The following is a 25,733-nucleotide window of genomic DNA, read 5'->3' as shown; positions in this document are numbered from 1 at the left end:
CTAAGGGGCCCGCAATTTGGGTAATAACGCCCAGGCCACCACCGCCGAACCGAGACAAATCGCACTGTTAAACAGCAGCGCATACTGGGCGGCGCTGGCCATGCCCAGCGGCAGCAGCAGGGCATACAGTGAAGCCGTTACGGCGATCCCCATTGCTCCGCCCAGCGAACTGCCCATCTTATAGATCCCTGATGCCACCCCAACTTTGCTCTCTGGCGCGTTCATCACCGCCGTGTCTGTCGATGGCGTGGCATAACAGCCCAGCCCGAGGCCAAACAGGACGTTGCTGAAAAAGACGGTCACGATATAGATCTCTTTGCTCAGGAAAGTGCAGGAGATAAAGGTGATGCCGATTGCGGTCAACACCGGGCCGGTCATCATCGGCAGGCGGGCGCCATAGCGTTGAAGCAGCTTTTCCCCCACACGAATCATGGCGAGCACCGTCACCAGATACCCCAGCGTCATCATTCCGGTTTGCAAAGGCGTCAGATGATGGCCCTGCTGTAACCAGATGCTGGTGATCATCATGGTGCCAATACAGCCGTTGAGCATGAAGTTCGAGAGCACCGCCGCGCTGTAGGCCCGGTTTTTAAACAGCGCAAAATCAATCAGCGCCGCATCGCCTTTGCGCAGGCCGGTAACGATAAAGCCGAGTGCCGCGAGGATCGTTGCCCCCAGCACCGTCAGCGACAGGCCGCTGCCCCAGCCCCAGCTATGCCCTTTGCTGATAAACAGGTTGAGCAGCACCAGCATACAGACAAAACTCACCAACCCGCCAATATCCAGCTTGTGCTGACCAGCACTGGCGCTTCGGCTTTCCGGCGTACCGCGGATCAACAGCAGTGCAGCCAGGGCCATCGCGATGGAAAAAACAAAAATCCAGCGCCAGCCCAGGCTGGTGGCAATCGCGCCGCCAACAAACGAGCTCAGGCCGCTGCCGCCCCAGGAGCCAATGACCCAGAAGCTGATCGCCCGCTGGCGCGCTTTACCGTCGTACCAGGTTTTAATCAGCGCCAGTGTCGCGGGCATAATGCAGGCTGCCGACAGCCCCTGGATCGCCCGTCCTAGCAGGAAAAGCACCGGTTCCCGGGCCAGAAACAACAGGCCGCTGCCGATGATACTCAGCACCAGGCCGATAACCGTCAGGCGCACGCGGCCAAACTTATCGGCAAAGCCACCGCTGGCGACCACAAAGCAGCCGCTGAATAATGCGCTGAGACTGACTGCCAGCGTGAGCGTCTCCAGGGATATGTCGAGGCTATTTTTCATGGCCGGCACAACGTTAATCACCGACTGGGCAAATAACCAGAATGTCAGAACGCTCAGAACAATACCCGCCAGCAGTCGATCGTTACCTGCGAAAGCCGGGGTGCCTGTCAGGGGAACGGTACTCATTGTGCAGCCCTCCTGGGGATATGGTATCAACGCAGATAGTGTTCGGTCAGGGCGCTCCAGAGTGCGGCGCCGGTGATCAGGATCTTGTCGTTAAAGTCATAGCCCGGGTTATGCACCATGCAGCGATCCGCTTCATCGCCCGCGCCGATGGTGAAGTAACAGCCGTCAGGGTTCTTTTCAAGCATAAAGGCGAAGTCTTCACTGCCCATGAATGAACCGATAGCGGCCACAGCATCCTGTCCGAACAGATCCTGGGCGACGGTACGCACCATCTCGTTGGCCGCAGGATTATTGATGAGCACCGGGCTGCCGTTGATATGGCGGATGGTGGCCGTGGCGTTGAAGCTCTCTGCCTGCGCAACGGCGATATCGTGGATGCGCTGCAGGACGGTTTGACGCACCTTTTCGTTCAGGGTGCGCACGGTCAGTTTCATCAGAACTTTGTCATTGATGATGTTGGGCGCATGACCGGCCTGAATACTGCCGACCGTCACCACGGCGGGTTCAAACGGAGTGATATTGCGCGACACAATCGACTGCAGGGCGAGGGTAATATGGCAGGCCACCAGCGTAGCATCGACGGTATGTTCCGGCAGGGCACCGTGCCCACCCACGCCATTAACTTCAATGTGTATAGTGTCCGAGGAGGCCATCATGGCGCCATCGCGCAGGCCAATTTTGCCCAGTTTCTGCCCCGGCATATTATGCAGGCCAAAAATATGGTCGCAGGGGAAGGTCTCAAACAGGCCATCTTCGACCATCACCCGTCCGCCATACAGGAGCTCTTCCGCTGGCTGGAAAATCAGGTGCAGCGTACCGTTAAAGTTGCGGGTGCGCGCCAGGTACTCGGCGGCATAGAGCAGGGTGGTGGTGTGGCCGTCGTGACCGCAGCCGTGGAATTTGCCTTCAACGGTGCTGCTCCACGCTTTGCCGCTCTCCTCCTGCATCGGCAACGCATCCATATCGGCGCGAAGACCAAGACGTTTGCTGCCGTTGCCTATTTTCAGGGTGCCGACCACCCCGGTTTTTGCCATCCCGCGATGTACCTCATATCCCCATTGCTGAAGCAGTTCCGCAACGCGCTGGCTGGTTTGCTGCTCCTCAAAACCGATCTCAGGATGCTGATGAAAATGCCGCCGCAGCTCAATAAACTGCGCTTCGTTGCCCTGCAGTGCTTCAACAATCGGATGTGTCATTTTTGTTATCCTTTTTTTATCAAACAATGCTAATTTCGAGTTTATGCCGATCGCAGCGACGGAAAATGCACTTTTTTGTTGTGAAGCGACGCATTATTTCTGATTATTTTTCATACAATTCCGTTATGACAAAAAACAGCGCGTCATAATTTGTCTTCCCTGGAGGAACACATGGAGCAACGGGGTAGCGAGTTTTGGGTGAAGGTGCAGGATATTCGTCAGTTTCATCAGGAGGAGGACGACGCGCTGACGCTGCTGTGGCTGCTGGAAGGGAGCGCCGACCTGCACACCGACCAGCGGCAGATGACCCTGACAGCGGATAGCCTGACGATCGTTAATCGCAATCAACGCTGGCAGCTCACCAGCGAGAGCGGCAATACGACGATGTGTGTCATGCTTTCCGGGCGCTGGATCCAGCAGCTCTGTAGCGACTTTTTTACCCATGATTACGCCATCCCGCCCGAAGCCGGGAGCGGCTGGCCTCCTGGTGATGAGCTACGCCATCTTCTGCGCCAACTGCTGGTCTGCACCCTGATCAACGATCAGCATCGCTACCGGCTGGAGGCGACCCGCTGGCTGAGCGAGATCCTGCTCCTGCTGACCAGCCGGTTTCAGCAACCCGCCCGCCTGCTTCTGCGGGAACATCATCCGGGCGTAAGCAAACGCATCGCCCGGGTGGTGGAACGCATCAACGCCAGCTACACCCGACGCATTACGCTTGCTGAAATCGCCGGAAGCGAATTTGTTTCAGAAGCCTGGCTCTCCCGTCTTTTTCGCAAAGAGATGGGCGTCAGTTTTATGCAGTACATTACCACCCTGCGCCTTGAGAAGGCGGCCGACGCGCTTCGCCTGACCAACCGTCCGCTGCATCAGATTGCGCTGGAGCAGGGGTTCGCCAGTACGCGGATGATGAGCGATCTGTTCCGGCGTCATCACCAGATGGCCCCGGGAGCGTATCGCAAACAACGTCGTCATCACGCCGGGATGCCCCGTCTACGTCCAGGCAATGGGGAGCAGCGTTATCCGGTGGCAGTGGACAAGCTCTTCAGCCTGCTAAATGAAGCCGAAACGCGCGGTCGGGAGCCGTTGCCATTAACCCCGCATCCGGTGCAGGAGAGGGTGCTCGATCTGCATCTTCTCAAGCCCGCCGCGCCGTTGCGTCATACCCGAATGGTAGTGACGGTGCGTGAGCTGGACGATCTGCTGCGGGAGGATGTGCGCCGGGAGCTGGAAAAGCTGGGGGAGGCGATGCCCCTTTTCGGGATTGATATCGCTGAGCCATTTCTCAGTAGCCGCCTGTTTGCCAGCGGCTGGGACGATCCGCTGATGGCAGGTTATGCCTGCTGGTACAACCTTCATCAGGTCTTCAGCTGGCTTGCTCAAAAACAGTGGACGGTGCTGCTGCATACCGGCCTGACAACCCGCACCGACCTGCTGGCGCGTTTCTTACAGCAGTCGGTCAATCACTTTTCGCCTGAGATTACCGATCGCTGGCAATTTGTGATGCACTGGTCAACGCAGGCGAGCGAGGAGACAAGAGCGCAGGTCTGGCAGGCTCAGCGGGCGACGCTGCGGGAATATCTGCCGCAGGCGATGTTCGGCGTGTGGCACCGTTTTGCGCCCGGGCACACGGGGCATAACGATGAGGCACTGCTGGACTCGACTCTCCTCACCCAGGCCGATTTTTTGGCCTGTCCGGCCGATGCCAATGAGCTTCTCGATCTGGCGCAGCTGGATCCGGCTCATCTCTCTTCCTCTGAAAACTATCCGGTGCAGAAGGTCCGGCAGATCCTGACCTCGCTTCGTCAGCGCAAGCTCTCGCTTCCGGTATGGCTGCTGTCGTGGAATACCCTCACCGGGAACACGCGGGCCACCAACGGCTGGTTTTTTCGTGGGGCACTGCTGATGCAAAACCTGCTCGGGCTGTCGGAACAGGTGTGGCTGGCCGGGTTCTGGCTCAACTCGGGCTTACAGGGGGAAGCGCGGGCCAACAATACCATCGATACCTCGAGCCTGGCGCTGCAGTACAACCACGGCCTGCCGCGCCCGATCTATTGGGTAGTCTGGCTGTGGCGACGCCTGCGCGGTGAGGTGTTAGTCAACGAAAAGAATCTTCTGCTATTGCGCCACCACAAAGGATACCAACTGCTGCTGCGCAATACGGTGGTGTTTAACCCGTTACTCTCCAGCGAAGAGGCTTTCATTCAGCGTTTTCGCCAGCAGTACCATGTTCAGCTGAAGGGGCTAAGCGGCAGGTGGCGGATTAAGTGTCATCTGTTTGATCAGCACAACGGCGCGTTGTATCCCTTGATTGAAGGCGTGCGCAGTGAAAGGGGACCTGACGAAGAGATGTGGCGCTGGATGGAGCATAAAGCGCGCCCAACGCTGTCAATGCGTGATGAACGGCTTCATGATGGCTGGCAGATTACGGCGTCGCTGGAAAGCAACGCGCTGATGCTCTTTGAGCTCGCGCCGTTGCTCTCTCATGAGACGTAATTATTCGCCGCGGTAGACGCAGCCCGCGGTGCAGGTCTCTTTGATCATTACCGCACTCAGCAGCGGCACCAGCGGCTTGATCTCATTCCAGATCCATTTTGCCAGCACTTCGCTGGTGGGGTTTTCAAGTCCCGGAATATCGTTCAGATAGTAATGATCGAGGCGATCGTAGGTCGGTTTGAAGGCGGCCTTCAGCTCGGCAAAATCCATGATCCAACCGGTATGCGGATCGACTTCACCCGTGATCTCCAGACGCACCATAAAGGAGTGTCCGTGCAGACGACCACATTTATGCCCTTCCGGGACGTGAGGCAGATGGTGGGCGGCTTCGAAGATGAAATCTTTAAACAGTGTGGTGGACATCGTGGACTCTCAAAAATGCGGAAAAAACCGCCGTAGAGTACCGGAAAGTACATTTTTTATCATTAACTAAAACGGGCATTATGGTCAGGGGCACCAGACAGCGTAATTAGCGCTGTTTTTTAGTTTTATTTTCAAAGAGATGGTTAATCACTTTTATTGTTAAGAACAATAGCTAAAAGAGGTTAGTCCATTTGGTTATTTATTATTTCCATCCTGTCTTTAATTGTTATGATCCGCGCCGTTAACCTTACACTCTGTTCTGTCTTTCAGATAAAAATTCAGCTTTGCTACTGGAACATAACGACGCATGACAACACAGGCCCCACCTTCAAATTTGCTTCCCCTGAACCCGGAGCAACTGGCACGCCTGCAGGCGGCCACCACTGACTTTTCACCCACCCAGCTGGCCTGGGTATCCGGTTATTTCTGGGGAATGCTCAATCAACAGCCGGGGGCTGTGGCGAGTGCGCCGGCTACGGCTGTTGAGATCCCGGCAATCACGCTTATCTCCGCCTCGCAAACCGGCAACGCCCGTCGCGTGGCGGAAGCCCTGCGCGACGATCTGCTTGCAGCCAAACTGAACGTGAACCTGGTGAACGCCGGGGACTATAAATTTAAGCAAATCGCGTCAGAGAAGCTGGTTATCGTTGTGACCTCAACCCAGGGCGAAGGTGAGCCGCCTGAAGAAGCGGTTGCGCTGCATAAGTTCCTGTTCTCGAAAAAGGCGCCAAAACTGGCGGGCACCGCCTTTGCGGTCTTCGGCCTTGGCGACTCCTCCTATGAATTTTTCTGCCAGTCGGGCAAAGATTTCGACAGCAAACTGGCCGAGCTGGGGGCAGAACGCCTGCTGGACCGCGTCGATACCGATGTTGAATACCAGGCTGCGGCGGCCGAATGGCGCGCGCGCATTGTCGAGGTGCTGAAAGCCCGCGTACCGACCGAGACGCCAGCCCAGGCGGCAGCCACCGCCGCTGGCGCAGTCAACGACATTCACACCAGCCCCTACACCAAAGAAGCGCCGCTGACGGCGAGCCTTTCGGTGAACCAGAAAATCACCGGGCGCGATTCAGAAAAAGATGTACGCCATATCGAAATCGATCTCGGCGACTCCGGCTTGCGCTACCAGCCGGGCGATGCTCTTGGCGTCTGGTACCAGAACGATCCGGCGCTGGTGAAAGAGCTGGTTGAGCTGCTGTGGCTGAAGGGCGATGAGCCGGTCAGCGTAGACGGCAAAACGCTGCCGCTCTCTGAAGCGCTGCAGTGGCATTTCGAGCTGACCGTTAACACCGCGAACATCGTGGAAAACTACGCCACCCTGACCCGCAGCGAATCCCTGCTGCCGCTGGTGGGCGACAAAGCCAAACTGCAACACTACGCCACCACCACGCCAATCGTCGATATGGTGCGTTTCGCGCCAGCTCAGCTCGAAGCCGATGCGTTAATCGGCCTGCTGCGTCCGCTGACGCCGCGCCTCTACTCAATCGCCTCTGCCCAGGCTGAGGTGGAGAACGAAGTCCACGTCACCGTGGGCGTGGTGCGTTACGACATCGAAGGCCGCGCCCGTGCCGGCGGCGCGTCGAGTTTCCTTGCGGATCGCGTGGAAGAAGAGGGCGAGGTGCGGGTCTTTATCGAGCACAACGACAACTTCCGTCTGCCTGCCAACCCGGAAACCCCGGTGATCATGATTGGCCCGGGCACCGGTATTGCACCGTTCCGCGCCTTTATGCAGCAGCGCGCCGCCGACGAAGCGCCGGGTAAAAACTGGTTGTTCTTCGGCAACCCGCACTTCACTGAAGATTTCCTCTATCAGGTGGAGTGGCAGCGCTACGTTAAAGAGGGCGTACTGAGCCGGATCGATCTGGCCTGGTCCCGCGATCAGAAAGAAAAAATCTACGTACAAGACAAACTGCGCGAACAGGGCGCAGAGCTGTGGCGCTGGATCAATGACGGTGCCCACATTTATGTCTGCGGCGACGCCAATCGCATGGCGAAAGACGTTGAGCAGGCTTTACTGGAAGTGATTGCCCAATTCGGCGGTATGGATGCCGAAGCGGCGGATGAATATTTAAGTGAGCTGCGCGTCGAGCGCCGTTATCAGCGAGATGTCTACTAATGAGCGAAAAACATCCTGGCCCACTGGTGGTCGAAGGCAAACTGTCTGATGCCGAGCGCATGAAGGTTGAGAGTAACTACCTGCGCGGCACCATTGCCGAAGATTTAAATGACGGTCTGACCGGCGGTTTCAAAGGCGACAACTTCCTGCTGATCCGTTTCCACGGCATGTACCAGCAGGACGACCGCGATATCCGCGCCGAGCGTGCTGAACAGAAGCTGGAGCCGCGTCATGCGATGCTGCTGCGCTGCCGCCTGCCGGGTGGCATCATCACCACCAAACAGTGGCAGGCGATCGACAAGTTTGCCGGTGAAAATACAATTTACGGCAGCATCCGTCTGACCAACCGTCAGACCTTCCAGTTCCACGGCATTCTGAAGAAGAACGTGAAGCCGGTACACCAGATGCTGCACTCCGTCGGGCTGGACGCGCTGGCGACCGCTAACGACATGAACCGTAACGTGCTCTGCACCTCTAACCCGTACGAGTCCGAGCTGCATGCCGAAGCGTACGAGTGGGCGAAGAAGATCTCCGAGCATCTGCTGCCGCGTACCCGCGCTTATGCCGAGATCTGGCTCGATCAGAAGAAAGTGGCGACCACCGACGAAGAGCCAATTCTGGGCCAGACCTACCTGCCGCGTAAGTTCAAAACCACGGTGGTGATCCCGCCGCAGAACGATATCGATCTGCACGCCAACGACATGAACTTCGTGGCCATTGCCGAGAACGGCAAGCTGGTGGGCTTTAACCTGCTGGTGGGCGGCGGTCTCTCTATTGAGCACGGTAACAAAAAGACTTACGCCCGTACCGCGAGCGAGTTTGGCTATCTGCCGCTGGAGCACACCCTGGCGGTGGCGGAAGCGGTAGTGACCACTCAGCGCGACTGGGGCAACCGTACCGATCGTAAAAACGCCAAGACCAAATACACTCTTGAGCGCGTGGGCGTCGAGACGTTCAAAGCCGAAGTGGAGCGTCGCGCGGGCATCAAGTTTGAGCCGATCCGCCCGTACGAATTCACCGGTCGCGGGGATCGCATTGGCTGGGTAAAAGGTATCGACGATAAATGGCACTTGACGCTGTTTATTGAAAATGGCCGTATCCTGGATTATCCGGGCCGTCCGCTGAAAACCGGCCTGCTGGAGATTGCGAAGATCCACCAGGGCGAGTTCCGTATCACCGCCAACCAGAACCTGATCATCGCCGGTGTGCCGGAAAGCCAGAAGGCGAAGATCGAGAAGCTGGCGCGGGATCATGCCCTGATGGAGGCAGTTAAACCGCAGCGCGAAAACTCCATGGCTTGCGTGTCGTTCCCGACCTGTCCGCTGGCGATGGCTGAGGCCGAACGTTTCCTGCCGTCGTTCACCGACAAGGTCGAAGCGATTCTGGAAAAACATGGCATCCCGAACGAACATATCGTGATGCGCGTGACCGGCTGCCCGAACGGCTGCGGCCGCGCGATGCTGGCCGAGCTGGGGCTGGTGGGTAAAGCGCCGGGGCGCTACAACTTGCACCTGGGCGGTAACCGTATCGGCACCCGTATTCCGCGCATGTTCCGGGAAAACATCACCGAGCCGGAAATCCTTGATTCCATCGACCTGCTTATCGGGCGCTGGGCGAAAGAGCGCGAAGCGGGTGAAGGCTTCGGCGACTTTACGGTGCGTGCGGGCATCATTCGTCCGGTGCTCGATCCCGCAAGGGATTTCTGGGAGTAACATCCCACGGGTTTTACCGATTTTCCAGGCCGGGCAGACGCCGTGCCGCCCGGCAAAACAGGCAAACGAGGTTCTTATGTCCGTACTCGATCTAAACGCCCTTAACGATCTGCCAAAAGTCGAACGCATACTGGCGCTGGCCGAAACCAACGCGGAGCTGGAGAAGCTGGACGCCGAAGGCCGCGTCGCCTGGGCGCTGGAAAATCTGCCGGGCGAATATGTGCTCTCGTCGAGCTTCGGTATTCAGGCGGCGGTCAGCCTGCATCTGGTGAATAAAATTCGCCCGGATATCCCGGTGATCCTCACTGATACCGGCTACCTGTTTCCGGAAACCTACCAGTTTATTGATGAGCTGACGGACAAGCTCAAGCTGAACCTGAAGGTCTACCGCGCGGAGCAGAGCGCGGCATGGCAGGAAGCACGCTACGGCAAGCTGTGGGAGCAGGGCGTAGAGGGCATTGAGAAATATAATGCCATCAACAAAGTCGAGCCGATGAACCGGGCGCTGTCTGAACTCAACGCCAAAACCTGGTTCGCCGGCCTGCGCCGGGATCAGTCCGGCAGCCGGGCGTCCTTACCGGTGCTGGCGATCCAGCGCGGGGTGTTCAAGGTGCTGCCGATTATCGACTGGGACAACCGGACCGTATACCAGTACCTGCAACAGCATGGCCTGAAATACCATCCGCTATGGGATCAGGGCTATCTGTCGGTGGGGGATACCCATACCACCCGTAAATGGGAGCCGGGTATGGCAGAAGAAGAGACCCGTTTCTTTGGCCTCAAGCGCGAGTGCGGGCTGCACGAAGGGTAATGTTTTTTGACCGGTGGCGGCTACGCCTTACCGGGCCTACGAATAAGCATCCTGTAGGCACGGTAAGCGCAGCCCCCCGGCAGCTGCCTCAGGCTTTCTCCGCTTTCGCCAGCTCCTTCACCAGTGGCAGCATCACCCGTACCACATCCCGGCTGCGGTGTTCAATCCGCTTCGGCAATGCCTCGTCGATATACTGCAGATTATCCAGCCTGACGTCGTGCCAGCTTGTTCCCTCTGGAAACGCTTTAGATTTTGCCTGCTGCTGATAACCATCCTTCTTGCCCAGGGACCAGTTGGTCGCTTCAACGTAGAGCACCGGGATCCCGGCTTTATCGAACACCTCGCCATCATTGCAGCAGCCGGTGCCTTTCGGATACGCGGCGTTGCCGCCCGGGTTGGTGGCAGCATAGATGCCGTGGGCTCGGGCAATCGCCAGCGCGCGGTCACGGGTTAACTTGCGTACCGGACCTGGAGTGGTTTTGCCGCTGTTGAAATAGAGCTTATCCCCCACAATCAAATTATCGAGGTTGATCACCAGCAGGGTGTTTTTCTTCTCGGCCGCGCTCATGCGTTTAAGGACATTCTCGGCGCCCAGCCGTCCCTCTTCCTCGCCGCTGGTGGCGATAAAGCGGATGCTGTACTGGGTGGGAAGATCTTTTAGCTGATCGGCCAGCTCCAGCATTACCCCGACCCCAGCGGCATTATCATCAATGCCCTGTAACGTGAGGCCGCCAAGATTGTTGTCGGCATCGCTGTCGCTCATCGGGGCATAGGTGTCGAGGTGCGCCAGAATAATAATCTGCTGCGCGGCTTTGCCTTCATGGGCCGCAATCACGGTGCTGCCGGTGACGTTGTGCCAGTTTTTGTTCAGATTGCGTGAGGTATAGATGTAGCGGCTCTGAAATGTGCGGATATCGCTCTGGTAGCCCATCCCGGCGAACTGCTGGCGCACGTAGTCAGCGGAGAGCATTTCGGCGGGGGTGCCGGTCATCCGACCCGGGAAAAAGGTGGCAATATGACGAGCCTGCGTCGCGGCCATCTCACCCAGGGGCGAGGTCTTAGCCTGAACCGTTCCGATTAAGCAAACGCCGAGCGCCAGGGCAGCGTATCGGTGGCGCATTGCGGAAAACATAGTGAGTCCTTAAAAAAATAACGCAAAATTTTAACGCGCTTAGTATGAAACTGTGACCGCGCTTACACAATTTGATTTGCTCTTAAATGCCCGGAATGTCGCGCGTTAAGCACTTTTTGATATGAGCTTTTTCAGCGCGTTATTCCATTGAGTAACTACTCATTCCAATTCGTAATTTCATTCGCTCGTAGCCGCCCCCTATAGTCCCCCTATTCCTTGTTGTTAGCGAGTTGTAGCATTGTGGATTACCTTCCTTTATTCGCTGCTGTAAAAGACCGCCCGGTGCTGGTTGTCGGCAGCGGCGAAATCGCTGAGCGCAAAATTGCCTTTTTACATCGGGCAGGCGCTCGCGTGCAGGTTGTTGCCGAAGCGGACTTTGCTGAAGCGCAAATCGACAATGTGGTGCTGGTGATTGCCGCAACGGAAAATCGCGCACTCAACCAGCGCATCTCCGATGCCGCCCACGCCCGTCACCGTCTGGTGAACGTGGTGGATGACCAGCCGCTCTGCTCCTTTATTTTTCCGTCGATTGTTGACCGCTCGCCGCTGCTGGTGGCGATCTCCTCTGGCGGGACAGCCCCGGTGCTGGCGCGCGTCTTACGGGAAAAAATCGAAGCGCTGCTGCCGACAAGCCTGGGCCGGATGGCCGAGAAGGCCAGCTACTGGCGCAACTATCTGAAAACCCGCCTGACCAGCGTGGCTGAACGCCGTCGCTTCTGGGAACGGGTATTTCGTGGTCGCTTTGCCAGCCTGATGCAGGCCGGTAATGAGACGGCAGCGCAACAGCTTCTTGAAGACGAACTCGATAACCCCGGCAGCACTGGCGGGGAGATCATTCTGGTGGGCGCCGGGCCAGGCGATGCTGGCCTGCTGACCCTGCGCGGTTTGCAGGTGCTGCAGGACGCCGATGTGGTTTTCTATGACCACCTGGTGAGCGACGGCGTGCGCGAACTGATTCGTCGCGACGCCGAGCAAATCTGCGTGGGCAAACGCGCGGGCGGCCACGCTGTTCCCCAGCACGATACCAACCAGATGCTGATTGCGGCGGCCAAAGCGGGCAAAACCGTGGTACGCCTGAAAGGCGGCGATCCGTTCATCTTTGGTCGTGGTGGCGAAGAATTGCAGGCGGCAGCCGAAGCGGGCGTGCCGTTCCAGGTAGTGCCGGGGATCACCGCGGCCTCGGCGGTCACGGCTTATGCCGGCATTCCCCTGACGCACCGTGATTACGCCCAGAGCGTTACTTTTGTCACCGGCCACTACAAGGCCGACAGCACCCCGTTTGACTGGACGCATCTGGCGCAGAGCCGTCAGACCCTCGCCATCTACATGGGCACCATGAAAGCGGCGGAGATCAGCGAACAACTGATTCGACACGGGCGCGATGCGAATACCCCTGTCGCGGTGATATCCCGCGGCACGCGCGTCGATCAGCATGTGTCGATCGGAACACTACAACACCTTGCAACCCTGGCGTTAGACGCCCCGATGCCCGCCCTGATTGTGGTGGGGGAAGTGGTGCAGCTGCACAGCACGCTCGCCTGGTTCCAACATACAACCGACACAGAAGGCTTTGGATCTTCTGTTATCAATTTGGCTTAGTCCTGGAGCAACAGGCTATTTTATTTGCCATTTTTGCCCCGGGCTGTGCTCGCAATCCTCACGTACTTGAGTACGCTCCGGTTGCTGTGCGCAGGCCGTGACAAAACTGGCTGCAACAATAACGCCTGTTGCACCAGGCCTTATAAGGAACAGTTATGGATCAAAAACGACTGACGCACCTGCGGCAACTGGAAGCGGAGAGTATTCATATTATCCGCGAAGTGGCCGCTGAGTTTGCAAATCCGGTAATGATGTACTCCATCGGCAAAGACTCCAGCGTAATGCTGCACCTGGCGCGTAAAGCGTTTTATCCGGGCACGCTGCCGTTCCCGCTGCTGCACGTGGATACCGGCTGGAAATTCCGCGAAATGTATGAGTTCCGTGACCGTACCGCCAAAGCCTACGGCTGCGAACTGCTGGTACATAAAAACCCGGAAGGGGTGGCGATGGGCATTAACCCGTTTGTCCACGGCAGTGCCAAGCACACCGACATCATGAAGACCGAAGGGCTGAAGCAGGCGCTGAACAAATACGGCTTTGATGCCGCTTTCGGCGGCGCCCGCCGCGATGAAGAGAAATCCCGCGCCAAGGAGCGTATCTACTCCTTCCGTGACCGCTTCCACCGCTGGGACCCTAAAAACCAGCGTCCGGAGCTGTGGCACAACTACAACGGCCAGATTAACAAGGGCGAAAGCATCCGTGTCTTCCCGCTCTCCAACTGGACCGAGCTGGATATCTGGCAGTACATCTATCTGGAAAATATCGAGATTGTTCCGCTTTACCTGGCGGCTGAACGCCCGGTTCTGGAGCGCGACGGCATGCTGATGATGATCGACGACGATCGCATCGACCTGCAGCCTGGCGAAGTGATCAAAAAGCGGATGGTACGCTTCCGTACCCTCGGCTGTTGGCCGCTGACCGGCGCGGTGGAATCCGACGCGCAAACGCTGCCGGAGATCATTGAAGAGATGCTGGTGTCCACCACCAGCGAGCGACAGGGGCGCGTGATTGACCGCGACCAGGCAGGCTCGATGGAGCTGAAGAAACGTCAGGGCTATTTCTAAGGAGCCGCCATGAATACCACTATTGCTCAACAGATCGCCAATGAAGGCGGCGTCGAAGCCTACCTGCACGCCCAGCAGCACAAAAGTTTGCTGCGTTTTCTGACCTGCGGCAGCGTGGACGACGGAAAAAGCACCCTGATTGGCCGCCTGCTGCACGATACCCGTCAGATCTATGAAGATCAGCTCTCTTCCCTGCACAACGACAGCAAGCGTCACGGTACCCAGGGTGAAAAACTCGATCTGGCGCTGCTGGTGGATGGCCTGCAGGCGGAGCGCGAGCAGGGCATCACCATCGACGTGGCCTATCGCTATTTCTCCACCGAGAAGCGCAAATTTATCATCGCCGACACCCCAGGGCATGAGCAGTATACCCGCAATATGGCGACCGGGGCCTCAACCTGCGACCTGGCGATCCTGCTGATCGACGCCCGTAAAGGGGTCCTGGATCAGACCCGCCGTCACAGCTTTATCTCCACGCTGCTGGGGATCAAGCATCTGGTAGTGGCGGTTAACAAGATGGATCTGGTGAACTTCAGCGAAGAGAAGTTTAACGAGATCCGCGAGAGCTATCTCACCTTTGCCGAGCAGCTGCCGGGCAACCTCGATATCCGCTTTGTGCCGCTTTCGGCGCTGGAAGGGGATAACGTCGCTTCCCAGAGCGTGAGCATGCCATGGTACAGCGGCCCAACGCTGCTGGAAGTGCTGGAGACCGTTGAGATCCAGCGCGACGTGGATACGCAGCCGATGCGCTTCCCGGTGCAGTACGTCAATCGCCCGAACCTCGATTTCCGCGGTTTCTCCGGCACGATTGCCTCCGGCAGCGTGCAGGTGGGTCAGCGCGTGAAAGTGCTGCCGTCAGGCGTGGAATCGGCCATTGCCCGTATCGTGACCTTCGATGGCGATCTGCAGGAAGCGGGTGCCGGCGAAGCGGTCACCCTGGTGCTGAAAGATGAGATCGATATCAGCCGCGGCGATCTGCTGGTGGATGCGCAGGAGTCGCTGCCTGCGGTACAAAGCGCCGCGGTGGATGTGGTGTGGATGGCCGAGCAGCCGCTGAGCCCGGGCCAGAGCTACGACATCAAGATTGCCGGGAAGAAAACCCGCGCCCGCGTGGACGGCATTCAGTATCAGGTGGATATCAACAACCTGGCGCAGCACAGCGTGACTGAACTGCCGCTGAACGGCATCGGTCTGGTGGATTTCACCTTCGACGAGCCGCTGGTCCTGGACGAGTATCAGCAGAACCCGGTAACCGGGGGGCTGATTATTATCGATCGCCTGACCAACGTCACCGTTGGCGCAGGGATGGTGCGCGAACCTAAAGCGCAGGCGAGCGCGGTGCCGTCTGAATTCAGCGCCTTTGAGCTGGAGCTCAACGCGCTGGTACGCAAACACTTCCCGCACTGGGGCGCACGCGATCTGCTGGGAGGCAAGTAATGGCGCAGCATGATGAGAACGTCGTCTGGCATCCTCATCCGGTCACTGTAGCCGAACGCGAACAGCTCCAAGGTCACCGTGGGGTTGTGCTGTGGTTTACCGGGCTCTCGGGTTCCGGTAAGTCCACCGTTGCGGGCGCGCTGGAAGAGGCGCTGCACAAAGCGGGCGTCAGCACCTATCTGCTGGATGGCGACAACGTGCGCCACGGGCTGTGCAGCGATCTGGGCTTTAGCGATGCGGATCGCAAAGAGAACATCCGTCGGGTGGGCGAAGTGGCCAGCCTGATGGCCGATGCCGGGCTGGTGGTGTTAACCGCCTTTATCTCACCGCACCGCGCCGAGCGGCAGATGGTGCGTGAGCGGGTAGGAAACAGCCGCTTCATTGAAGTGTTTGTCGATACCCCGCTGGAAATATGCGAGCAACGCGATCCGAAGGGACTGTACAAAAAGGCGCGCGCTGGCGAGCTGAAGAATTTCACCGGCATTGATGCGGTTTACGAAGCGCCGGAAAACCCCGATATCCACCTGGAAGGCCAACAATTGGTAACAAATTTGGTGGGTCAATTATTAGACCTGCTCCGGCAGGGCGATATTATCAGATCCTGAGATGGTATTGATGGGGATGCTTAATCTCCATCAATATGTCACGGTCACAGGATCAGCTATGCGGAACAGTGAAAACTACATCATCACCGGGTCGGACACAGTATCGGCACATGACGAGACGACCTGGTCTTTTCCTGGGGCGATTGTCGGCTTTGCGTCATGGCTGATGGCACTGGGGATCCCTTTCCTGTTTTACGGCAGCAATACGCTGTTTTTCTTCCTTTATACCTGGCCTTTCTTTCTGGCGCTGATGCCCGTTGCCGTTGTGGTAGGGATCGCGCTGCACTCTCTGCTTAACGGCAAACTGCTCTACAGCGCCCTGATAACGGTTATGACGGTCGTCGCCATGGTCGGACTGTTATTTTTGTGGCTCATGGGATAAGTTCAGCCATAATTCAAACCGTAACCAACTATGTGACATTGTTGGCTTGCGCGAATCTGCAAAAAAAATGTGGTACATTTGCCCGCAATGTTGCGGCATCTCTGTAGCCCCGATGTAGAGTCATGGGGAAAGTTATGGGATGATGATGCCGTTTTTCAGGGGGCAGGATGGGTAAACTTACGCTGCTGTTGCTGGCTCTGCTGGTCTGGCTTCAGTATTCGCTGTGGTTCGGTAAGAACGGCCTTCACGATTACAGTCGCGTCAGCGATGACGTGACGGCGCAGCAGGCAACAAACAGCAAATTAAAAGCGCGAAACGATCAGCTGTTTGCGGAAATTGACGATCTCAATGGCGGACAGGAAGCCATTGAAGAGCGTGCGCGCAACGAACTCAGCATGACTAAGCCGGGCGAAACCTTCTATCGTCTGGTGCCGGATGCGTCTAAACGCAACCAGGGCTCAGTACAAAACACTCGATAATCAGGCCCAGGATTACGCCATGGCAGTAACTTTTTCCAACGTATGCGCCGTTGTGCCAGCCGCCGGGTTTGGCCGGCGCATGCAGACTGAATGTCCTAAACAATACCTTTCAATTGGTGATAAAACGATCCTTGAGCACACCGTGGCGGCGCTGCTGGCGAACCCACGCGTGACGCGGGTCGTTATCGCTATCAGCCCGGGCGACGCCCGCTTCGCCGCGCTGCCGCTTGCCCGCCACCCGCAGGTGACCGTGGTCGACGGTGGCGCAGAGCGTGCCGATTCGGTGCTGGCGGGACTGAAAGCCGCCGGTGACGCGCAGTGGGTACTGGTGCACGATGCGGCGCGTCCGTGCCTGCATCAGGATGACCTGGCGCGGCTGCTGGCCATCAGCGAAACCAGCCGCGTTGGCGGCATTCTGGCCACGCCGGTTCGCGATACCATGAAACGCGGCGAGCCGGGAATACCGGCCATCGCCCATACGGTAGAGCGCGTTGACCTCTGGCATGCGCTCACGCCGCAGTTTTTCCCTCGCGAGCTGTTGCACCACTGCTTAACCCGTGCGCTGAACGAAGGCGCAACCATCACCGACGAAGCCTCGGCGCTGGAGTACTGCGGTTTTCACCCGGAACTGATTGAAGGGCGCGCAGATAATATAAAGGTGACGCGCCCCGAAGATTTACAGCTGGCAGAATTTTATCTTACCCGTTCGACCCATCAGGAGAAGGCATAATGCGAATTGGACATGGTTTTGACGTACACGCCTTTGGCGGCGAGGGCCCAATTATCATTGGCGGCGTACGCATCCCTTACGAAAAAGGACTGCTCGCGCATTCTGATGGCGATGTTGCCCTGCACGCGTTAACCGATGCGCTGCTGGGTGCCGCGGCGCTTGGCGATATCGGCAAGCTGTTCCCGGATACCGATCCGGCCTTCAAAGGGGCCGACAGCCGCGAGCTGCTGCGCGAGGCCTGGCGCCGTATTCAGGCCAAAGGCTATACCCTTGGCAACGTGGATGTGACCATTATTGCCCAGGCGCCGAAAATGCTGCCGCATATTCCCCAGATGCGCGTCTTTATCGCCGAAGATCTTGGCTGCCATATGGACGACGTCAACGTCAAAGCGACCACCACCGAGAAACTCGGCTTTACCGGCCGTGGTGAAGGCATCGCCTGCGAAGCCGTGGCGCTGCTGGTGAAGGCGGCGAAATGACGGACTTCGACAACCTGACCTACCTGCACGGTAAACCGCAGGGCACGGGGCTGCTGAAAGCCAACCCGGAAGATTTTAGGGTCGTCGAGGATCTGGGTTTTGAGCCGGATGGCGAGGGCGAGCATATTCTGGTGCGGATCCTGAAGAACGGCTGCAACACCCGTTTTGTGGCCGATGCGCTGGCAAAGTTCCTGAAAATTCACGCCCGTGAAGTGAGCTTCGCCGGGCAGAAAGACAAACACGCCGTGACGGAACAGTGGCTCTGCGCGCGGGTGCCAGGTAATGCGATGCCCGACTTAAGCCAGTTCCAGCTTGAGGGCTGCCAGGTACTGGAATATGCCCGCCATAAGCGCAAGCTGCGCCTCGGCGCGTTAAAGGGCAATGCTTTTACCCTGGTGCTGCGCGAGGTAAGCCACCGCGACGAGGTGGAGCAACGTCTTAAGGCCATCCAGGCGCAAGGGGTGCCGAACTACTTTGGCGCGCAGCGTTTTGGCATCGGCGGCAGTAACTTGCAGGGTGCGCTGCGCTGGGCGCAAAGCAATGCTCCGGTGCGCGATCGCAATAAACGCAGTTTTTGGTTGTCGGCAGCCCGCAGCGCGTTGTTTAATCAAATCGTCAGCGAGCGATTGAAAAAAACAGACGCGAATCAAGTTGTTGTCGGCGATGCGCTACAATTAGCGGGACGCGGCAGCTGGTTTGTCGCCACTGACGAAGAGCTGCGCGATCTGCAGGCGCGCGTCGAGGCAAAAACGCTGATGATCACTGCGGCCCTGCCGGGTACCGGCGACTGGGGTCCGCAGGGTGATGCGCTGCGCTTTGAACAGTCTGCCATCGCCGATGAAACAGAGTTATGCTCACTGCTGGTGCGGGAAAAAGTCGAAGCGGCACGCCGGGCGATGCTGCTCTATCCGCAACAGTTGAGCTGGAACTGGTGGGATGACGTAACCGTCGAGCTACGTTTCTGGCTGCCGGCAGGCAGCTTTGCCACCAGTGTTGTCAGGGAACTTATCAACACTTCGGGTGACTATGCGAATATTGCTGAGTAACGATGACGGGATCCATGCGCCAGGCATTCAGACGCTGGCGAAAGCGCTACGTGAGTTCGCCGAGGTGCAGGTGGTGGCTCCCGATCGTAACCGCAGCGGTGCCTCTAACTCGTTAACCCTCGAGTCGTCTCTTCGCACCTTTACCTTCGATAACGGTGATATCGCCGTGCAGATGGGCACCCCGACCGACTGTGTCTTTCTGGGGGTTAATGCGCTGATGCGTCCCCGCCCGGACGTGGTGGTCTCCGGCATTAATGCCGGACCCAACCTGGGCGATGACGTGATCTACTCCGGTACGGTGGCGGCCGCCATGGAAGGGCGCCATCTCGGCTTTCCTGCCCTGGCGGTCTCGCTTAACGGCCATCAGCATTACGATACCGCCGCCGCGGTCACCTGCGCCATTCTGCGCGCGCTGAGCCGTGAGCCGCTGCGCACTGGCCGCATCCTTAATATCAACGTGCCCGATCTGCCGCTGGATCAAATCAAAGGTATCCGCGTGACGCGCTGTGGCAGCCGCCACCCGGCGGATAAAGTGATCCCGCAGGAAGATCCGCGCGGCAACACGCTGTACTGGATTGGTCCGCCGGGCGAAAAACATGATGCCGGGCCGGATACCGATTTCGCCGCCGTAGATGAAGGCTACGTCTCCGTCACCCCGCTGCACGTCGATTTGACCGCGCATAACGCGCAGGATGTGGTTTCAGGCTGGCTGGATCGCGCCGGGGTGAGCTCGCAATGGTAAGCAATCGTGTACAAACTCTTCTGAATCAATTACGCAGTCAGGGCATTGCTGACGAGCGGGTGCTGGACGCCATCTCGCGGGTACCGCGGGAAAAGTTCGTGGATGAGGCGTTTGAGCACAAGGCGTGGGAAAACGTCGCGTTGCCGATAGGGCAGGGGCAAACCATCTCCCAGCCCTATATGGTGGCGCGCATGACCGAGCTGCTGGAGCTGACCCCGGACTCGCGGGTGCTGGAGATTGGCACCGGTTCTGGATACCAGACCGCCATTCTGGCGCACCTGGTGCATCATGTCTGCTCGGTTGAGCGCATTAAAGGGCTGCAATGGCAGGCGCGCCGCCGCCTGAAGCAGCTCGATTTACATAATGTTTCTACCCGTCACGGGGATGGCTGGCAGGGCTGGAAGGCTCGCGGCCCGTTTGATGCCATTATCGTGACGGCTGCACCGCCTGAGATCCCGGCTGCGCTGATGGCGCAACTGGACGACGGCGGGATCCTCGTTTTACCGGTGGGCGATGAACACCAGCTGTTGAAGCGTGTTCGTCGACGGGGCAACGAGTTTATTATCGATACCGTAGAAGCCGTACGTTTCGTGCCTCTGGTAAAAGGAGAGCTGGCCTGAGACTCGGATTTTTCCAGGGTTATTCAGGCAAATTCAGCGTATGGTGTGGCGCAAAACGTCGTGACATTACGGTAATTTTAAGTCACTGGTAATTAAAAATAATCCTGGGGGATAAATGAGCGCGGGAAGCCCAAAATTCACCATCAGCCGTGTTGCGGCATTGTCACTGGTTTCAATCTGGTTGGCAGGTTGTTCAACATCGAATAATGCCCCTGCGCCTGTAAGTTCGGTCGGCGGTGATAGCGGTTCTGGTAATTCATCCGGTGGCATGCTGATCACCCCTCCGCCTAAGATGGGCACCTCAACGGCGCAACAAACTCCGCAAATCCAGCCTGTTCAGCGTCCGGTTACCCAGCCAGTACAGATTCAGCCAGTGGAACAACCTGTCCAGACGGAAAATGGCCGCATTGTGTATAACCGCAAGTATGGGAACATTCCGAAAGGCAGCTATACCGGCGGCAGCACTTACACCGTGAAACGCGGCGATACCCTCTTCTATATTGCCTGGATCACCGGGAACGATTTCCGTGATTTAGCAGAGCGAAACAACGTTCCGGCCCCGTATAGCCTGAATGTCGGCCAGACGCTGCAGGTAGGCAATGCGACCGGCGCGCCGTTAACGCCAGGCAATACCGTTTCTGCGGCTGACGTCACGGCGCAAAATAACAGTGTGACGCCTGCGCAAAAATCAAGCACAGTGGTTGCGTCGCAACCGACAATTACGTATTCTGAAGATTCAGGTGAACAGAGTGCTAACAAGATGTTGCCGAACAATAAGGGGACTGCGACTGTTGTTACAGCACCCGTTACGGCTCCTGTGGTTAGCTCTACCGCACCCGTTGCCAGTAGTCAGACGTCCAGCTCGCCAATTTCTTCGTGGCGCTGGCCGACTGAAGGCAAGGTTATCGAGAACTTTTCTTCCTCCGAGGGGGGAAATAAAGGGGTCGATATCGCAGGGAGTAAGGGACAGGCTATTATCGCGACCGCTGATGGACGCGTGGTATACGCCGGTAACGCTCTGCGCGGTTACGGTAATCTTATTATCATCAAACACAACGATGATTACCTGAGTGCCTACGCCCATAACGATACGATGCTGGTCCGGGAACAACAAGAAGTTAAGGCGGGGCAGAAAATAGCTACCATGGGTAGCACCGGAACCAGTTCTACACGCTTGCATTTTGAAATTCGTTACAAGGGGAAATCCGTAAACCCGCTGCAGTATTTACCGCAGCGATAATTTGGCGGGACATATCTTTTGGTATGTTGCGCCCAGGGATCACGGGTAGGAGCCACCTTTATGAGTCAGAATACGCTGAAAGTTCATGATTTAAATGAAGACGCGGAATTTGATGAGAACGGAGTAGAGGCTTTTGACGAAAAAGCCTTAGTAGAAGAGGAACCCAGTGATAACGATTTAGCTGAAGAAGAGCTGTTATCGCAGGGTGCCACACAACGTGTGCTGGACGCGACTCAGCTTTACCTTGGGGAGATTGGTTACTCCCCACTGTTAACAGCCGAAGAAGAAGTTTACTTCGCGCGCCGGGCATTACGTGGTGATGTGGCTTCACGTCGTCGCATGATTGAAAGTAACCTGCGTCTGGTGGTTAAGATTGCCCGTCGTTACAGCAATCGTGGTCTGGCTCTGCTGGATCTGATTGAAGAGGGCAACCTGGGCCTGATCCGCGCAGTAGAGAAATTTGACCCTGAACGTGGGTTCCGTTTCTCAACCTATGCGACGTGGTGGATCCGACAGACCATCGAACGGGCAATCATGAACCAGACCCGTACGATTCGACTGCCTATTCACATCGTGAAAGAGTTGAACGTCTATCTGCGTACCGCACGCGAGTTGTCCCATAAGCTGGACCACGAGCCAAGCGCGGAAGAGATTGCCGAACAGCTTGATAAACCTGTTGATGATGTTAGCCGTATGCTGCGTCTCAACGAGCGTATTACCTCTGTCGACACCCCGCTGGGTGGCGATTCCGAGAAAGCGCTGCTGGACATCCTGGCCGATGAAAAAGACAACGGCCCGGAAGACACCACGCAGGACGATGATATGAAACAGAGCATCGTCAAATGGCTGTTCGAACTGAACGCCAAACAGCGTGAAGTGCTGGCACGTCGTTTCGGTCTGCTGGGGTATGAAGCTGCGACACTGGAAGATGTCGGTCGTGAAATCGGCCTGACCCGTGAACGTGTTCGGCAGATTCAGGTAGAAGGTCTGCGTCGCCTGCGTGAAATCCTGCAGGGTCAAGGGCTGAATATCGAAGCGCTGTTCCGCGAGTAAGCACCTTTTCGTCAAAAAAGGCCAGTCGAAAGACTGGCCTTTTTCTTTTGCTTAAGGCGCTGCGGTTTCGTGTAGCAGACGCCAGGTGAGGTTGTCTCCCTCCTGGTTCAGGATGGCGCTGGACCAGCGCACGTTCACCGGCTGATCCGGGCGGGTTTGTGTTTCACGGTAGTGAAGCACTGCGCCGTTATCCCAGGTCTGCAACGTCGTTAATTCATCAATCACGATATTCAGTCCAGGGCGGCTGCCGCGCTGAGCCTCGAGGAAACGTGTGAGCGCGGGGTGATCCAGGTGTGCGCCGGTTGGGGCAATCATCAAAAAATCCTGATGAAAACGGGCGAGCAGGGGGGCAAAATCGCCTTCACCCTGGCCTAACCACTTTTCTAATGCGATGTGAGCATCAATAATTTCTGTTTCATAGCGGGTCATTCTCTCTCCTTTACCATCATTTTGCGAACCAACTCCGTAAACTGGCGACGCTCCTCAGCCGTTAAACGCCCCAGAAAAGCCTCATCGACATGATTCCCTACCGGTTTACAGTTGCCGAGCAACGCTTCGCCTTCCGGCGTTAAGAATACAAACCGGCGGCGCTTATCTGCAGCATCGGCTTCGCGCTTCACCAGCCCACGTAATTCCATACGGCTCAGCATCTCCGCGAGGGTAGCTTTGGTGCTTACCGCCGCTTCGGTGAGCGCCACCTGCTCAATGCCCGGATGTTCAGCGATCGATCGCATTACCGCGTATTGCGGCTTGGTCAGCTCGGGTAAGGCCTGCTGCCAGCGCGCAGTATGTTGCTGAAAAAGCTGACGTAACAGGTGGAACGCTTCTTGTTTTAGTTCCATGAACTCTCCGGCATAAAAATGATCTCTTTATGATAGCCCCGATCAGCGGTGAATTTAATGCGGCCCGTTTTACCATTTCGTGTGATCGTATGCGAACGATCTTGTCAGCGCCCAGATCCGGGCGTACGGTAAGCAACAAGTTCGTATACGAACAAATGAAATGAGGTGTTGCATGAGATTGATTGTTGGGATGACAGGGGCGACCGGTGCGCCGCTCGGCGTGGCATTGCTGCAGGCGCTGCGCGACATGCCGGAAGTAGAAACCCATCTGGTGATGTCGAAATGGGCGAAAACAACGATTGAACTGGAAACGCCGTATACCGCTCAGGATGTTGCCGGATTGGCGGATGTGGTTCACAGCCCGGCGGATCAGGGGGCAACCATCTCATCCGGCTCCTTTCGCACCGACGGCATGATCGTCATTCCCTGCAGCATGAAAACGCTGGCGGGCATCCGCGCAGGCTACGCCGAAGGGCTGGTGGGGCGTGCCGCTGACGTGGTGTTAAAAGAGGGACGCAAGCTGGTGCTGGTCCCGCGGGAAATGCCGCTCAGCACTATCCATCTTGAAAATATGCTGGCGCTTTCCCGCATGGGCGTGGCAATGGTGCCGCCGATGCCCGCTTATTACAACCATCCGCAAACCGCCGATGACATTACTCAACACATTGTGACCCGGGTGCTCGATCAGTTTGGTCTGGCGCATAACAAAGCCCGTCGCTGGGAGGGGTTACAGGCGGCCAGAGATTTTTCCCAGGAGAATAAACATGGCATTTGATGATTTGAGAAGCTTCCTGCAGGCGCTCGATGAGCAAGGGCAACTGCTAAAAATCACGGAACAGGTCGATGCGGAGCCGGATCTGGCCGCGGCAGCCAACGCCACCGGGCGCATTGGCGATGGCGCACCTGCGCTCTGGTTTGACAACATCCGCGGCTTTACCGACGCCCGCGTGACGATGAACACCATCGGATCCTGGCAGAATCACGCCATCTCCGTGGGCTTCCGCCGAATACACCGGTCAAAAAGCAGATCGACGAGTTTATTCGCCGCTGGGATAACTTCCCGGTTGCGCCGGAGCGTCGCGCAAACCCGGCCTGGGCAGAGAACACGGTGGATGGCGACGAGATCAATCTGTTCGATATTTTGCCGCTGTTCCGCCTGAACGACGGTGACGGCGGATTCTATCTGGATAAAGCCTGTGTGGTCTCCCGCGATCCCCTCGATCCGGATCACTTCGGCAAGCAGAACGTCGGCATCTACCGCATGGAGGTGAAGGGCAAACGCAAGCTGGGTCTGCAGCCGGTGCCGATGCATGACATCGCCCTGCATTTGCATAAAGCGGAAGAGCGCGGGCAGGATCTGCCGATTGCGATCACCCTGGGCAATGACCCGATCATCACCCTGATGGGGGCGACGCCGCTGAAGTACGATCAATCAGAATATGAGATGGCGGGAGCGTTACGCGAAAGCCCGTATCCGATCGCCACCGCGCCGCTCACCGGTTTTGACGTCCCCTGGGGTTCAGAAGTGATCCTTGAAGGGGTGATTGAAGGCCGCAAACGCGAAATCGAAGGGCCTTTCGGGGAGTTCACCGGACACTACTCCGGTGGCCGTAACATGACCGTGGTGCGCATCGATAAAGTTTCTTACCGCACAAAACCGATTTTTGAGTCGCTCTATCTTGGGATGCCGTGGACCGAAATCGACTATCTGATGGGCCCGGCAACCTGCGTGCCGCTCTACCAGCAGCTGAAAGCCGAGTTCCCGGAAGTGCAGGCGGTGAACGCTATGTACACCCACGGCCTGCTGGCAATTATCTCCACCAAAAAACGCTACGGCGGCTTTGCCCGTGCCGTTGGCCTGCGGGCAATGACCACGCCGCACGGTCTGGGCTACGTGAAGATGGTGATCATGGTGGATGAGGATGTTGATCCGTTCAACCTGCCGCAGGTGATGTGGGCCCTGTCATCGAAAGTGAACCCGGCAGGGGATCTGGTGCAGTTGCCGAATATGTCGGTGCTGGAGCTGGATCCAGGTTCAAGCCCGGCGGGGATCACCGACAAATTGATTATCGACGCCACCACACCGGTTGCACCCGATATGCGTGGTCACTACAGCCAGCCGGTACAGGATCTGCCTGAAACCAAAGCCTGGGCTGAAAAACTGACCGCGATGCTGGCCGCACGTAAATAAGGAGGG

General features: G+C 57.4%; 25 protein-coding genes and 1 pseudogene. 19 read left to right on the top strand and 7 right to left on the bottom strand.

Annotated elements, in window-relative coordinates:
* Together GNG26_RS17715 and GNG26_RS17710 are read right to left on the bottom strand one after the other, a co-directional pair.
* Nucleotides 1-1,395, bottom strand: coding sequence for an MFS transporter (locus GNG26_RS17715; RefSeq protein ID WP_114385850.1), 1,395 nt, complete (start codon nucleotides 1,393-1,395; stop codon nucleotides 1-3).
* A 26-nt stretch (nucleotides 1,396-1,421) separates the two neighbouring features.
* Nucleotides 1,422-2,591, bottom strand: a complete 1,170-nt coding sequence (locus GNG26_RS17710) for a M20 aminoacylase family protein (RefSeq protein WP_156239683.1) — start codon at nucleotides 2,589-2,591, stop codon at nucleotides 1,422-1,424.
* Nucleotides 2,592-2,762: 171 nt separating this feature from the next.
* On the opposite strand from GNG26_RS17710, the gene GNG26_RS17705 reads away from it, so the two are divergent.
* Nucleotides 2,763-5,087: a helix-turn-helix domain-containing protein gene (locus GNG26_RS17705; protein WP_156239682.1), complete on the top strand. Its 2,325-nt coding sequence runs from the start codon at nucleotides 2,763-2,765 to the stop codon at nucleotides 5,085-5,087.
* Here GNG26_RS17705 and queD read toward each other — a convergent pair whose 3' ends face one another.
* Nucleotides 5,088-5,450, bottom strand: coding sequence for a 6-carboxytetrahydropterin synthase QueD (queD, locus tag GNG26_RS17700; protein WP_103822703.1), 363 nt, complete (start codon nucleotides 5,448-5,450; stop codon nucleotides 5,088-5,090).
* 307 nt (nucleotides 5,451-5,757) lie between these two features.
* On the opposite strand from queD, the gene cysJ reads away from it, so the two are divergent.
* From cysJ to cysH, 3 genes are all read left to right on the top strand, one after another.
* Nucleotides 5,758-7,563 carry an NADPH-dependent assimilatory sulfite reductase flavoprotein subunit gene (gene cysJ / locus GNG26_RS17695; protein ID WP_156239681.1) on the top strand — a complete coding sequence of 602 codons (1,806 nt, stop codon included), beginning with the start codon at nucleotides 5,758-5,760 and terminating at the stop codon, nucleotides 7,561-7,563.
* The gene (gene cysI / locus GNG26_RS17690; RefSeq protein ID WP_156239680.1) at nucleotides 7,563-9,275 is read left to right on the top strand and encodes an assimilatory sulfite reductase (NADPH) hemoprotein subunit; all 1,713 of its coding nucleotides are present in this window, start codon (nucleotides 7,563-7,565) and stop codon (nucleotides 9,273-9,275) included. The genes cysJ and cysI overlap by 1 nt, the downstream gene beginning before the upstream one ends.
* Nucleotides 9,276-9,351: 76 nt before the next feature.
* The gene (cysH, locus tag GNG26_RS17685; protein ID WP_114316907.1) at nucleotides 9,352-10,086 is read left to right on the top strand and encodes a phosphoadenosine phosphosulfate reductase; all 735 of its coding nucleotides are present in this window, start codon (nucleotides 9,352-9,354) and stop codon (nucleotides 10,084-10,086) included.
* A gap of 88 nt (nucleotides 10,087-10,174) precedes the next feature.
* On the opposite strand, the gene GNG26_RS17680 is transcribed toward cysH, so the two are convergent.
* Nucleotides 10,175-11,218 carry an aminopeptidase gene (locus tag GNG26_RS17680; RefSeq protein ID WP_156239679.1) on the bottom strand — a complete coding sequence of 348 codons (1,044 nt, stop codon included), beginning with the start codon at nucleotides 11,216-11,218 and terminating at the stop codon, nucleotides 10,175-10,177.
* A gap of 240 nt (nucleotides 11,219-11,458) precedes the next feature.
* Between GNG26_RS17680 and cysG the strand changes: the two genes are divergently transcribed.
* The 11 genes from cysG to GNG26_RS17625 all read left to right on the top strand — a co-directional run bounded on the left by cysG (nucleotide 11,459) and on the right by GNG26_RS17625 (nucleotide 20,401).
* Nucleotides 11,459-12,817, top strand: coding sequence for a siroheme synthase CysG (cysG, locus tag GNG26_RS17675; protein ID WP_156239678.1), 1,359 nt, complete (start codon nucleotides 11,459-11,461; stop codon nucleotides 12,815-12,817).
* Nucleotides 12,818-12,972: 155 nt separating this feature from the next.
* Nucleotides 12,973-13,881 (top strand): sulfate adenylyltransferase subunit CysD, encoded by a 909-nt coding sequence (cysD, locus tag GNG26_RS17670; RefSeq protein WP_015963247.1) that lies wholly within the window; start codon nucleotides 12,973-12,975, stop codon nucleotides 13,879-13,881.
* 9 nt (nucleotides 13,882-13,890) lie between these two features.
* Nucleotides 13,891-15,318 (top strand): sulfate adenylyltransferase subunit CysN, encoded by a 1,428-nt coding sequence (cysN, locus tag GNG26_RS17665; protein ID WP_156239677.1) that lies wholly within the window; start codon nucleotides 13,891-13,893, stop codon nucleotides 15,316-15,318.
* On the top strand, nucleotides 15,318-15,923 hold the full coding sequence (cysC, locus tag GNG26_RS17660; protein ID WP_156239676.1) for an adenylyl-sulfate kinase: 606 nt from the start codon (nucleotides 15,318-15,320) through the stop codon (nucleotides 15,921-15,923). The genes cysN and cysC overlap by 1 nt, the downstream gene beginning before the upstream one ends.
* Before the next feature lie 58 nt (nucleotides 15,924-15,981).
* Nucleotides 15,982-16,305, top strand: coding sequence for a DUF3561 family protein (locus tag GNG26_RS17655; RefSeq protein WP_103822696.1), 324 nt, complete (start codon nucleotides 15,982-15,984; stop codon nucleotides 16,303-16,305).
* 167 nt (nucleotides 16,306-16,472) lie between these two features.
* A complete protein-coding gene (gene ftsB / locus GNG26_RS17650; RefSeq protein ID WP_032613637.1) occupies nucleotides 16,473-16,784 on the top strand; it encodes a cell division protein FtsB in 312 nt (103 codons plus the stop codon).
* Nucleotides 16,785-16,803: 19 nt separating this feature from the next.
* The gene (gene ispD, locus GNG26_RS17645) at nucleotides 16,804-17,514 is read left to right on the top strand and encodes a 2-C-methyl-D-erythritol 4-phosphate cytidylyltransferase (RefSeq protein ID WP_114316911.1); all 711 of its coding nucleotides are present in this window, start codon (nucleotides 16,804-16,806) and stop codon (nucleotides 17,512-17,514) included.
* Nucleotides 17,514-17,993 carry a 2-C-methyl-D-erythritol 2,4-cyclodiphosphate synthase gene (ispF, locus tag GNG26_RS17640; RefSeq protein ID WP_006811766.1) on the top strand — a complete coding sequence of 160 codons (480 nt, stop codon included), beginning with the start codon at nucleotides 17,514-17,516 and terminating at the stop codon, nucleotides 17,991-17,993. The genes ispD and ispF overlap by 1 nt, the downstream gene beginning before the upstream one ends.
* Nucleotides 17,990-19,039, top strand: a complete 1,050-nt coding sequence (gene truD, locus GNG26_RS17635; RefSeq protein ID WP_156239675.1) for a tRNA pseudouridine(13) synthase TruD — start codon at nucleotides 17,990-17,992, stop codon at nucleotides 19,037-19,039. The genes ispF and truD overlap by 4 nt, the downstream gene beginning before the upstream one ends.
* A complete protein-coding gene (surE, locus tag GNG26_RS17630; protein WP_103180914.1) occupies nucleotides 19,020-19,781 on the top strand; it encodes a 5'/3'-nucleotidase SurE in 762 nt (253 codons plus the stop codon). The genes truD and surE overlap by 20 nt, the downstream gene beginning before the upstream one ends.
* Nucleotides 19,775-20,401, top strand: a complete 627-nt coding sequence (locus GNG26_RS17625) for a protein-L-isoaspartate(D-aspartate) O-methyltransferase (protein ID WP_103822693.1) — start codon at nucleotides 19,775-19,777, stop codon at nucleotides 20,399-20,401. The genes surE and GNG26_RS17625 overlap by 7 nt, the downstream gene beginning before the upstream one ends.
* Before the next feature lie 66 nt (nucleotides 20,402-20,467).
* On the opposite strand, the gene GNG26_RS22720 is transcribed toward GNG26_RS17625, so the two are convergent.
* The gene (locus GNG26_RS22720; protein ID WP_231604148.1) at nucleotides 20,468-20,671 is read right to left on the bottom strand and encodes a hypothetical protein; all 204 of its coding nucleotides are present in this window, start codon (nucleotides 20,669-20,671) and stop codon (nucleotides 20,468-20,470) included.
* Here GNG26_RS22720 and nlpD point away from each other — a divergent pair.
* Both nlpD and rpoS read left to right on the top strand, forming a co-directional pair.
* Nucleotides 20,577-21,641 carry a murein hydrolase activator NlpD gene (gene nlpD / locus GNG26_RS17620; protein WP_231604353.1) on the top strand — a complete coding sequence of 355 codons (1,065 nt, stop codon included), beginning with the start codon at nucleotides 20,577-20,579 and terminating at the stop codon, nucleotides 21,639-21,641. The two genes, GNG26_RS22720 and nlpD, sit on opposite strands and share 95 nt — an antisense overlap.
* A 60-nt stretch (nucleotides 21,642-21,701) precedes the next feature.
* Nucleotides 21,702-22,694, top strand: coding sequence for an RNA polymerase sigma factor RpoS (gene rpoS, locus GNG26_RS17615; RefSeq protein ID WP_103180911.1), 993 nt, complete (start codon nucleotides 21,702-21,704; stop codon nucleotides 22,692-22,694).
* A 51-nt stretch (nucleotides 22,695-22,745) separates the two neighbouring features.
* Here the strand turns inward: rpoS and GNG26_RS17610 are convergent, their stop codons facing one another.
* Entirely contained in the window at nucleotides 22,746-23,123 is a 378-nt protein-coding gene (locus GNG26_RS17610) for a DUF4440 domain-containing protein (RefSeq protein ID WP_156239674.1), read from the bottom strand.
* A complete protein-coding gene (locus tag GNG26_RS17605) occupies nucleotides 23,120-23,536 on the bottom strand; it encodes a MarR family winged helix-turn-helix transcriptional regulator (RefSeq protein WP_156239673.1) in 417 nt (138 codons plus the stop codon). The genes GNG26_RS17610 and GNG26_RS17605 overlap by 4 nt, the downstream gene beginning before the upstream one ends.
* Nucleotides 23,537-23,708: 172 nt before the next feature.
* Between GNG26_RS17605 and GNG26_RS17600 the strand changes: the two genes are divergently transcribed.
* Both GNG26_RS17600 and GNG26_RS17595 read left to right on the top strand, forming a co-directional pair.
* Entirely contained in the window at nucleotides 23,709-24,311 is a 603-nt protein-coding gene (locus tag GNG26_RS17600; RefSeq protein ID WP_156239672.1) for a non-oxidative hydroxyarylic acid decarboxylases subunit B, read from the top strand.
* Nucleotides 24,301-25,727, top strand: a pseudogene (locus tag GNG26_RS17595) (non-oxidative hydroxyarylic acid decarboxylases subunit C). Before GNG26_RS17600 ends, GNG26_RS17595 begins: the two are co-directional and overlap by 11 nt.
* Nucleotides 25,728-25,733 lie beyond the last annotated feature (6 nt).

This window comes from Leclercia sp. J807, assembly GCF_009734465.1.
Lineage (GTDB): Bacteria > Pseudomonadota > Gammaproteobacteria > Enterobacterales > Enterobacteriaceae > Enterobacter.
The sequence above is the reverse complement of the archived record's forward strand: the minus strand, read 5'-3'. Positions and strand labels throughout refer to the sequence as shown.

Bases quoted from the DNA above. Each gene is read 5' to 3' on its own strand.
- GNG26_RS17715 (WP_114385850.1), bottom strand. From the start codon at position 1,395: ATGAGTACCGTTCCCCTGACAGGCACCCCGGCTTTCGCAGGTAACGAT.
- GNG26_RS17710 (WP_156239683.1), bottom strand. From the start codon at position 2,591: ATGACACATCCGATTGTTGAAGCACTGCAGGGCAACGAAGCGCAGTTT.
- GNG26_RS17705 (WP_156239682.1), top strand. From the start codon at position 2,763: ATGGAGCAACGGGGTAGCGAGTTTTGGGTGAAGGTGCAGGATATTCGT.
- queD (WP_103822703.1), bottom strand. From the start codon at position 5,450: ATGTCCACCACACTGTTTAAAGATTTCATCTTCGAAGCCGCCCACCAT.
- cysJ (WP_156239681.1), top strand. From the start codon at position 5,758: ATGACAACACAGGCCCCACCTTCAAATTTGCTTCCCCTGAACCCGGAG.
- cysI (WP_156239680.1), top strand. From the start codon at position 7,563: ATGAGCGAAAAACATCCTGGCCCACTGGTGGTCGAAGGCAAACTGTCT.
- cysH (WP_114316907.1), top strand. From the start codon at position 9,352: ATGTCCGTACTCGATCTAAACGCCCTTAACGATCTGCCAAAAGTCGAA.
- GNG26_RS17680 (WP_156239679.1), bottom strand. From the start codon at position 11,218: ATGTTTTCCGCAATGCGCCACCGATACGCTGCCCTGGCGCTCGGCGTT.
- cysD (WP_015963247.1), top strand. From the start codon at position 12,973: ATGGATCAAAAACGACTGACGCACCTGCGGCAACTGGAAGCGGAGAGT.
- cysN (WP_156239677.1), top strand. From the start codon at position 13,891: ATGAATACCACTATTGCTCAACAGATCGCCAATGAAGGCGGCGTCGAA.
- cysC (WP_156239676.1), top strand. From the start codon at position 15,318: ATGGCGCAGCATGATGAGAACGTCGTCTGGCATCCTCATCCGGTCACT.
- GNG26_RS17655 (WP_103822696.1), top strand. From the start codon at position 15,982: ATGCGGAACAGTGAAAACTACATCATCACCGGGTCGGACACAGTATCG.
- ftsB (WP_032613637.1), top strand. From the start codon at position 16,473: ATGGGTAAACTTACGCTGCTGTTGCTGGCTCTGCTGGTCTGGCTTCAG.
- ispD (WP_114316911.1), top strand. From the start codon at position 16,804: ATGGCAGTAACTTTTTCCAACGTATGCGCCGTTGTGCCAGCCGCCGGG.
- ispF (WP_006811766.1), top strand. From the start codon at position 17,514: ATGCGAATTGGACATGGTTTTGACGTACACGCCTTTGGCGGCGAGGGC.
- truD (WP_156239675.1), top strand. From the start codon at position 17,990: ATGACGGACTTCGACAACCTGACCTACCTGCACGGTAAACCGCAGGGC.
- surE (WP_103180914.1), top strand. From the start codon at position 19,020: ATGCGAATATTGCTGAGTAACGATGACGGGATCCATGCGCCAGGCATT.
- GNG26_RS17625 (WP_103822693.1), top strand. From the start codon at position 19,775: ATGGTAAGCAATCGTGTACAAACTCTTCTGAATCAATTACGCAGTCAG.
- GNG26_RS22720 (WP_231604148.1), bottom strand. From the start codon at position 20,671: ATGCCACCGGATGAATTACCAGAACCGCTATCACCGCCGACCGAACTT.
- rpoS (WP_103180911.1), top strand. From the start codon at position 21,702: ATGAGTCAGAATACGCTGAAAGTTCATGATTTAAATGAAGACGCGGAA.
- GNG26_RS17610 (WP_156239674.1), bottom strand. From the start codon at position 23,123: ATGACCCGCTATGAAACAGAAATTATTGATGCTCACATCGCATTAGAA.
- GNG26_RS17605 (WP_156239673.1), bottom strand. From the start codon at position 23,536: ATGGAACTAAAACAAGAAGCGTTCCACCTGTTACGTCAGCTTTTTCAG.
- GNG26_RS17600 (WP_156239672.1), top strand. From the start codon at position 23,709: ATGAGATTGATTGTTGGGATGACAGGGGCGACCGGTGCGCCGCTCGGC.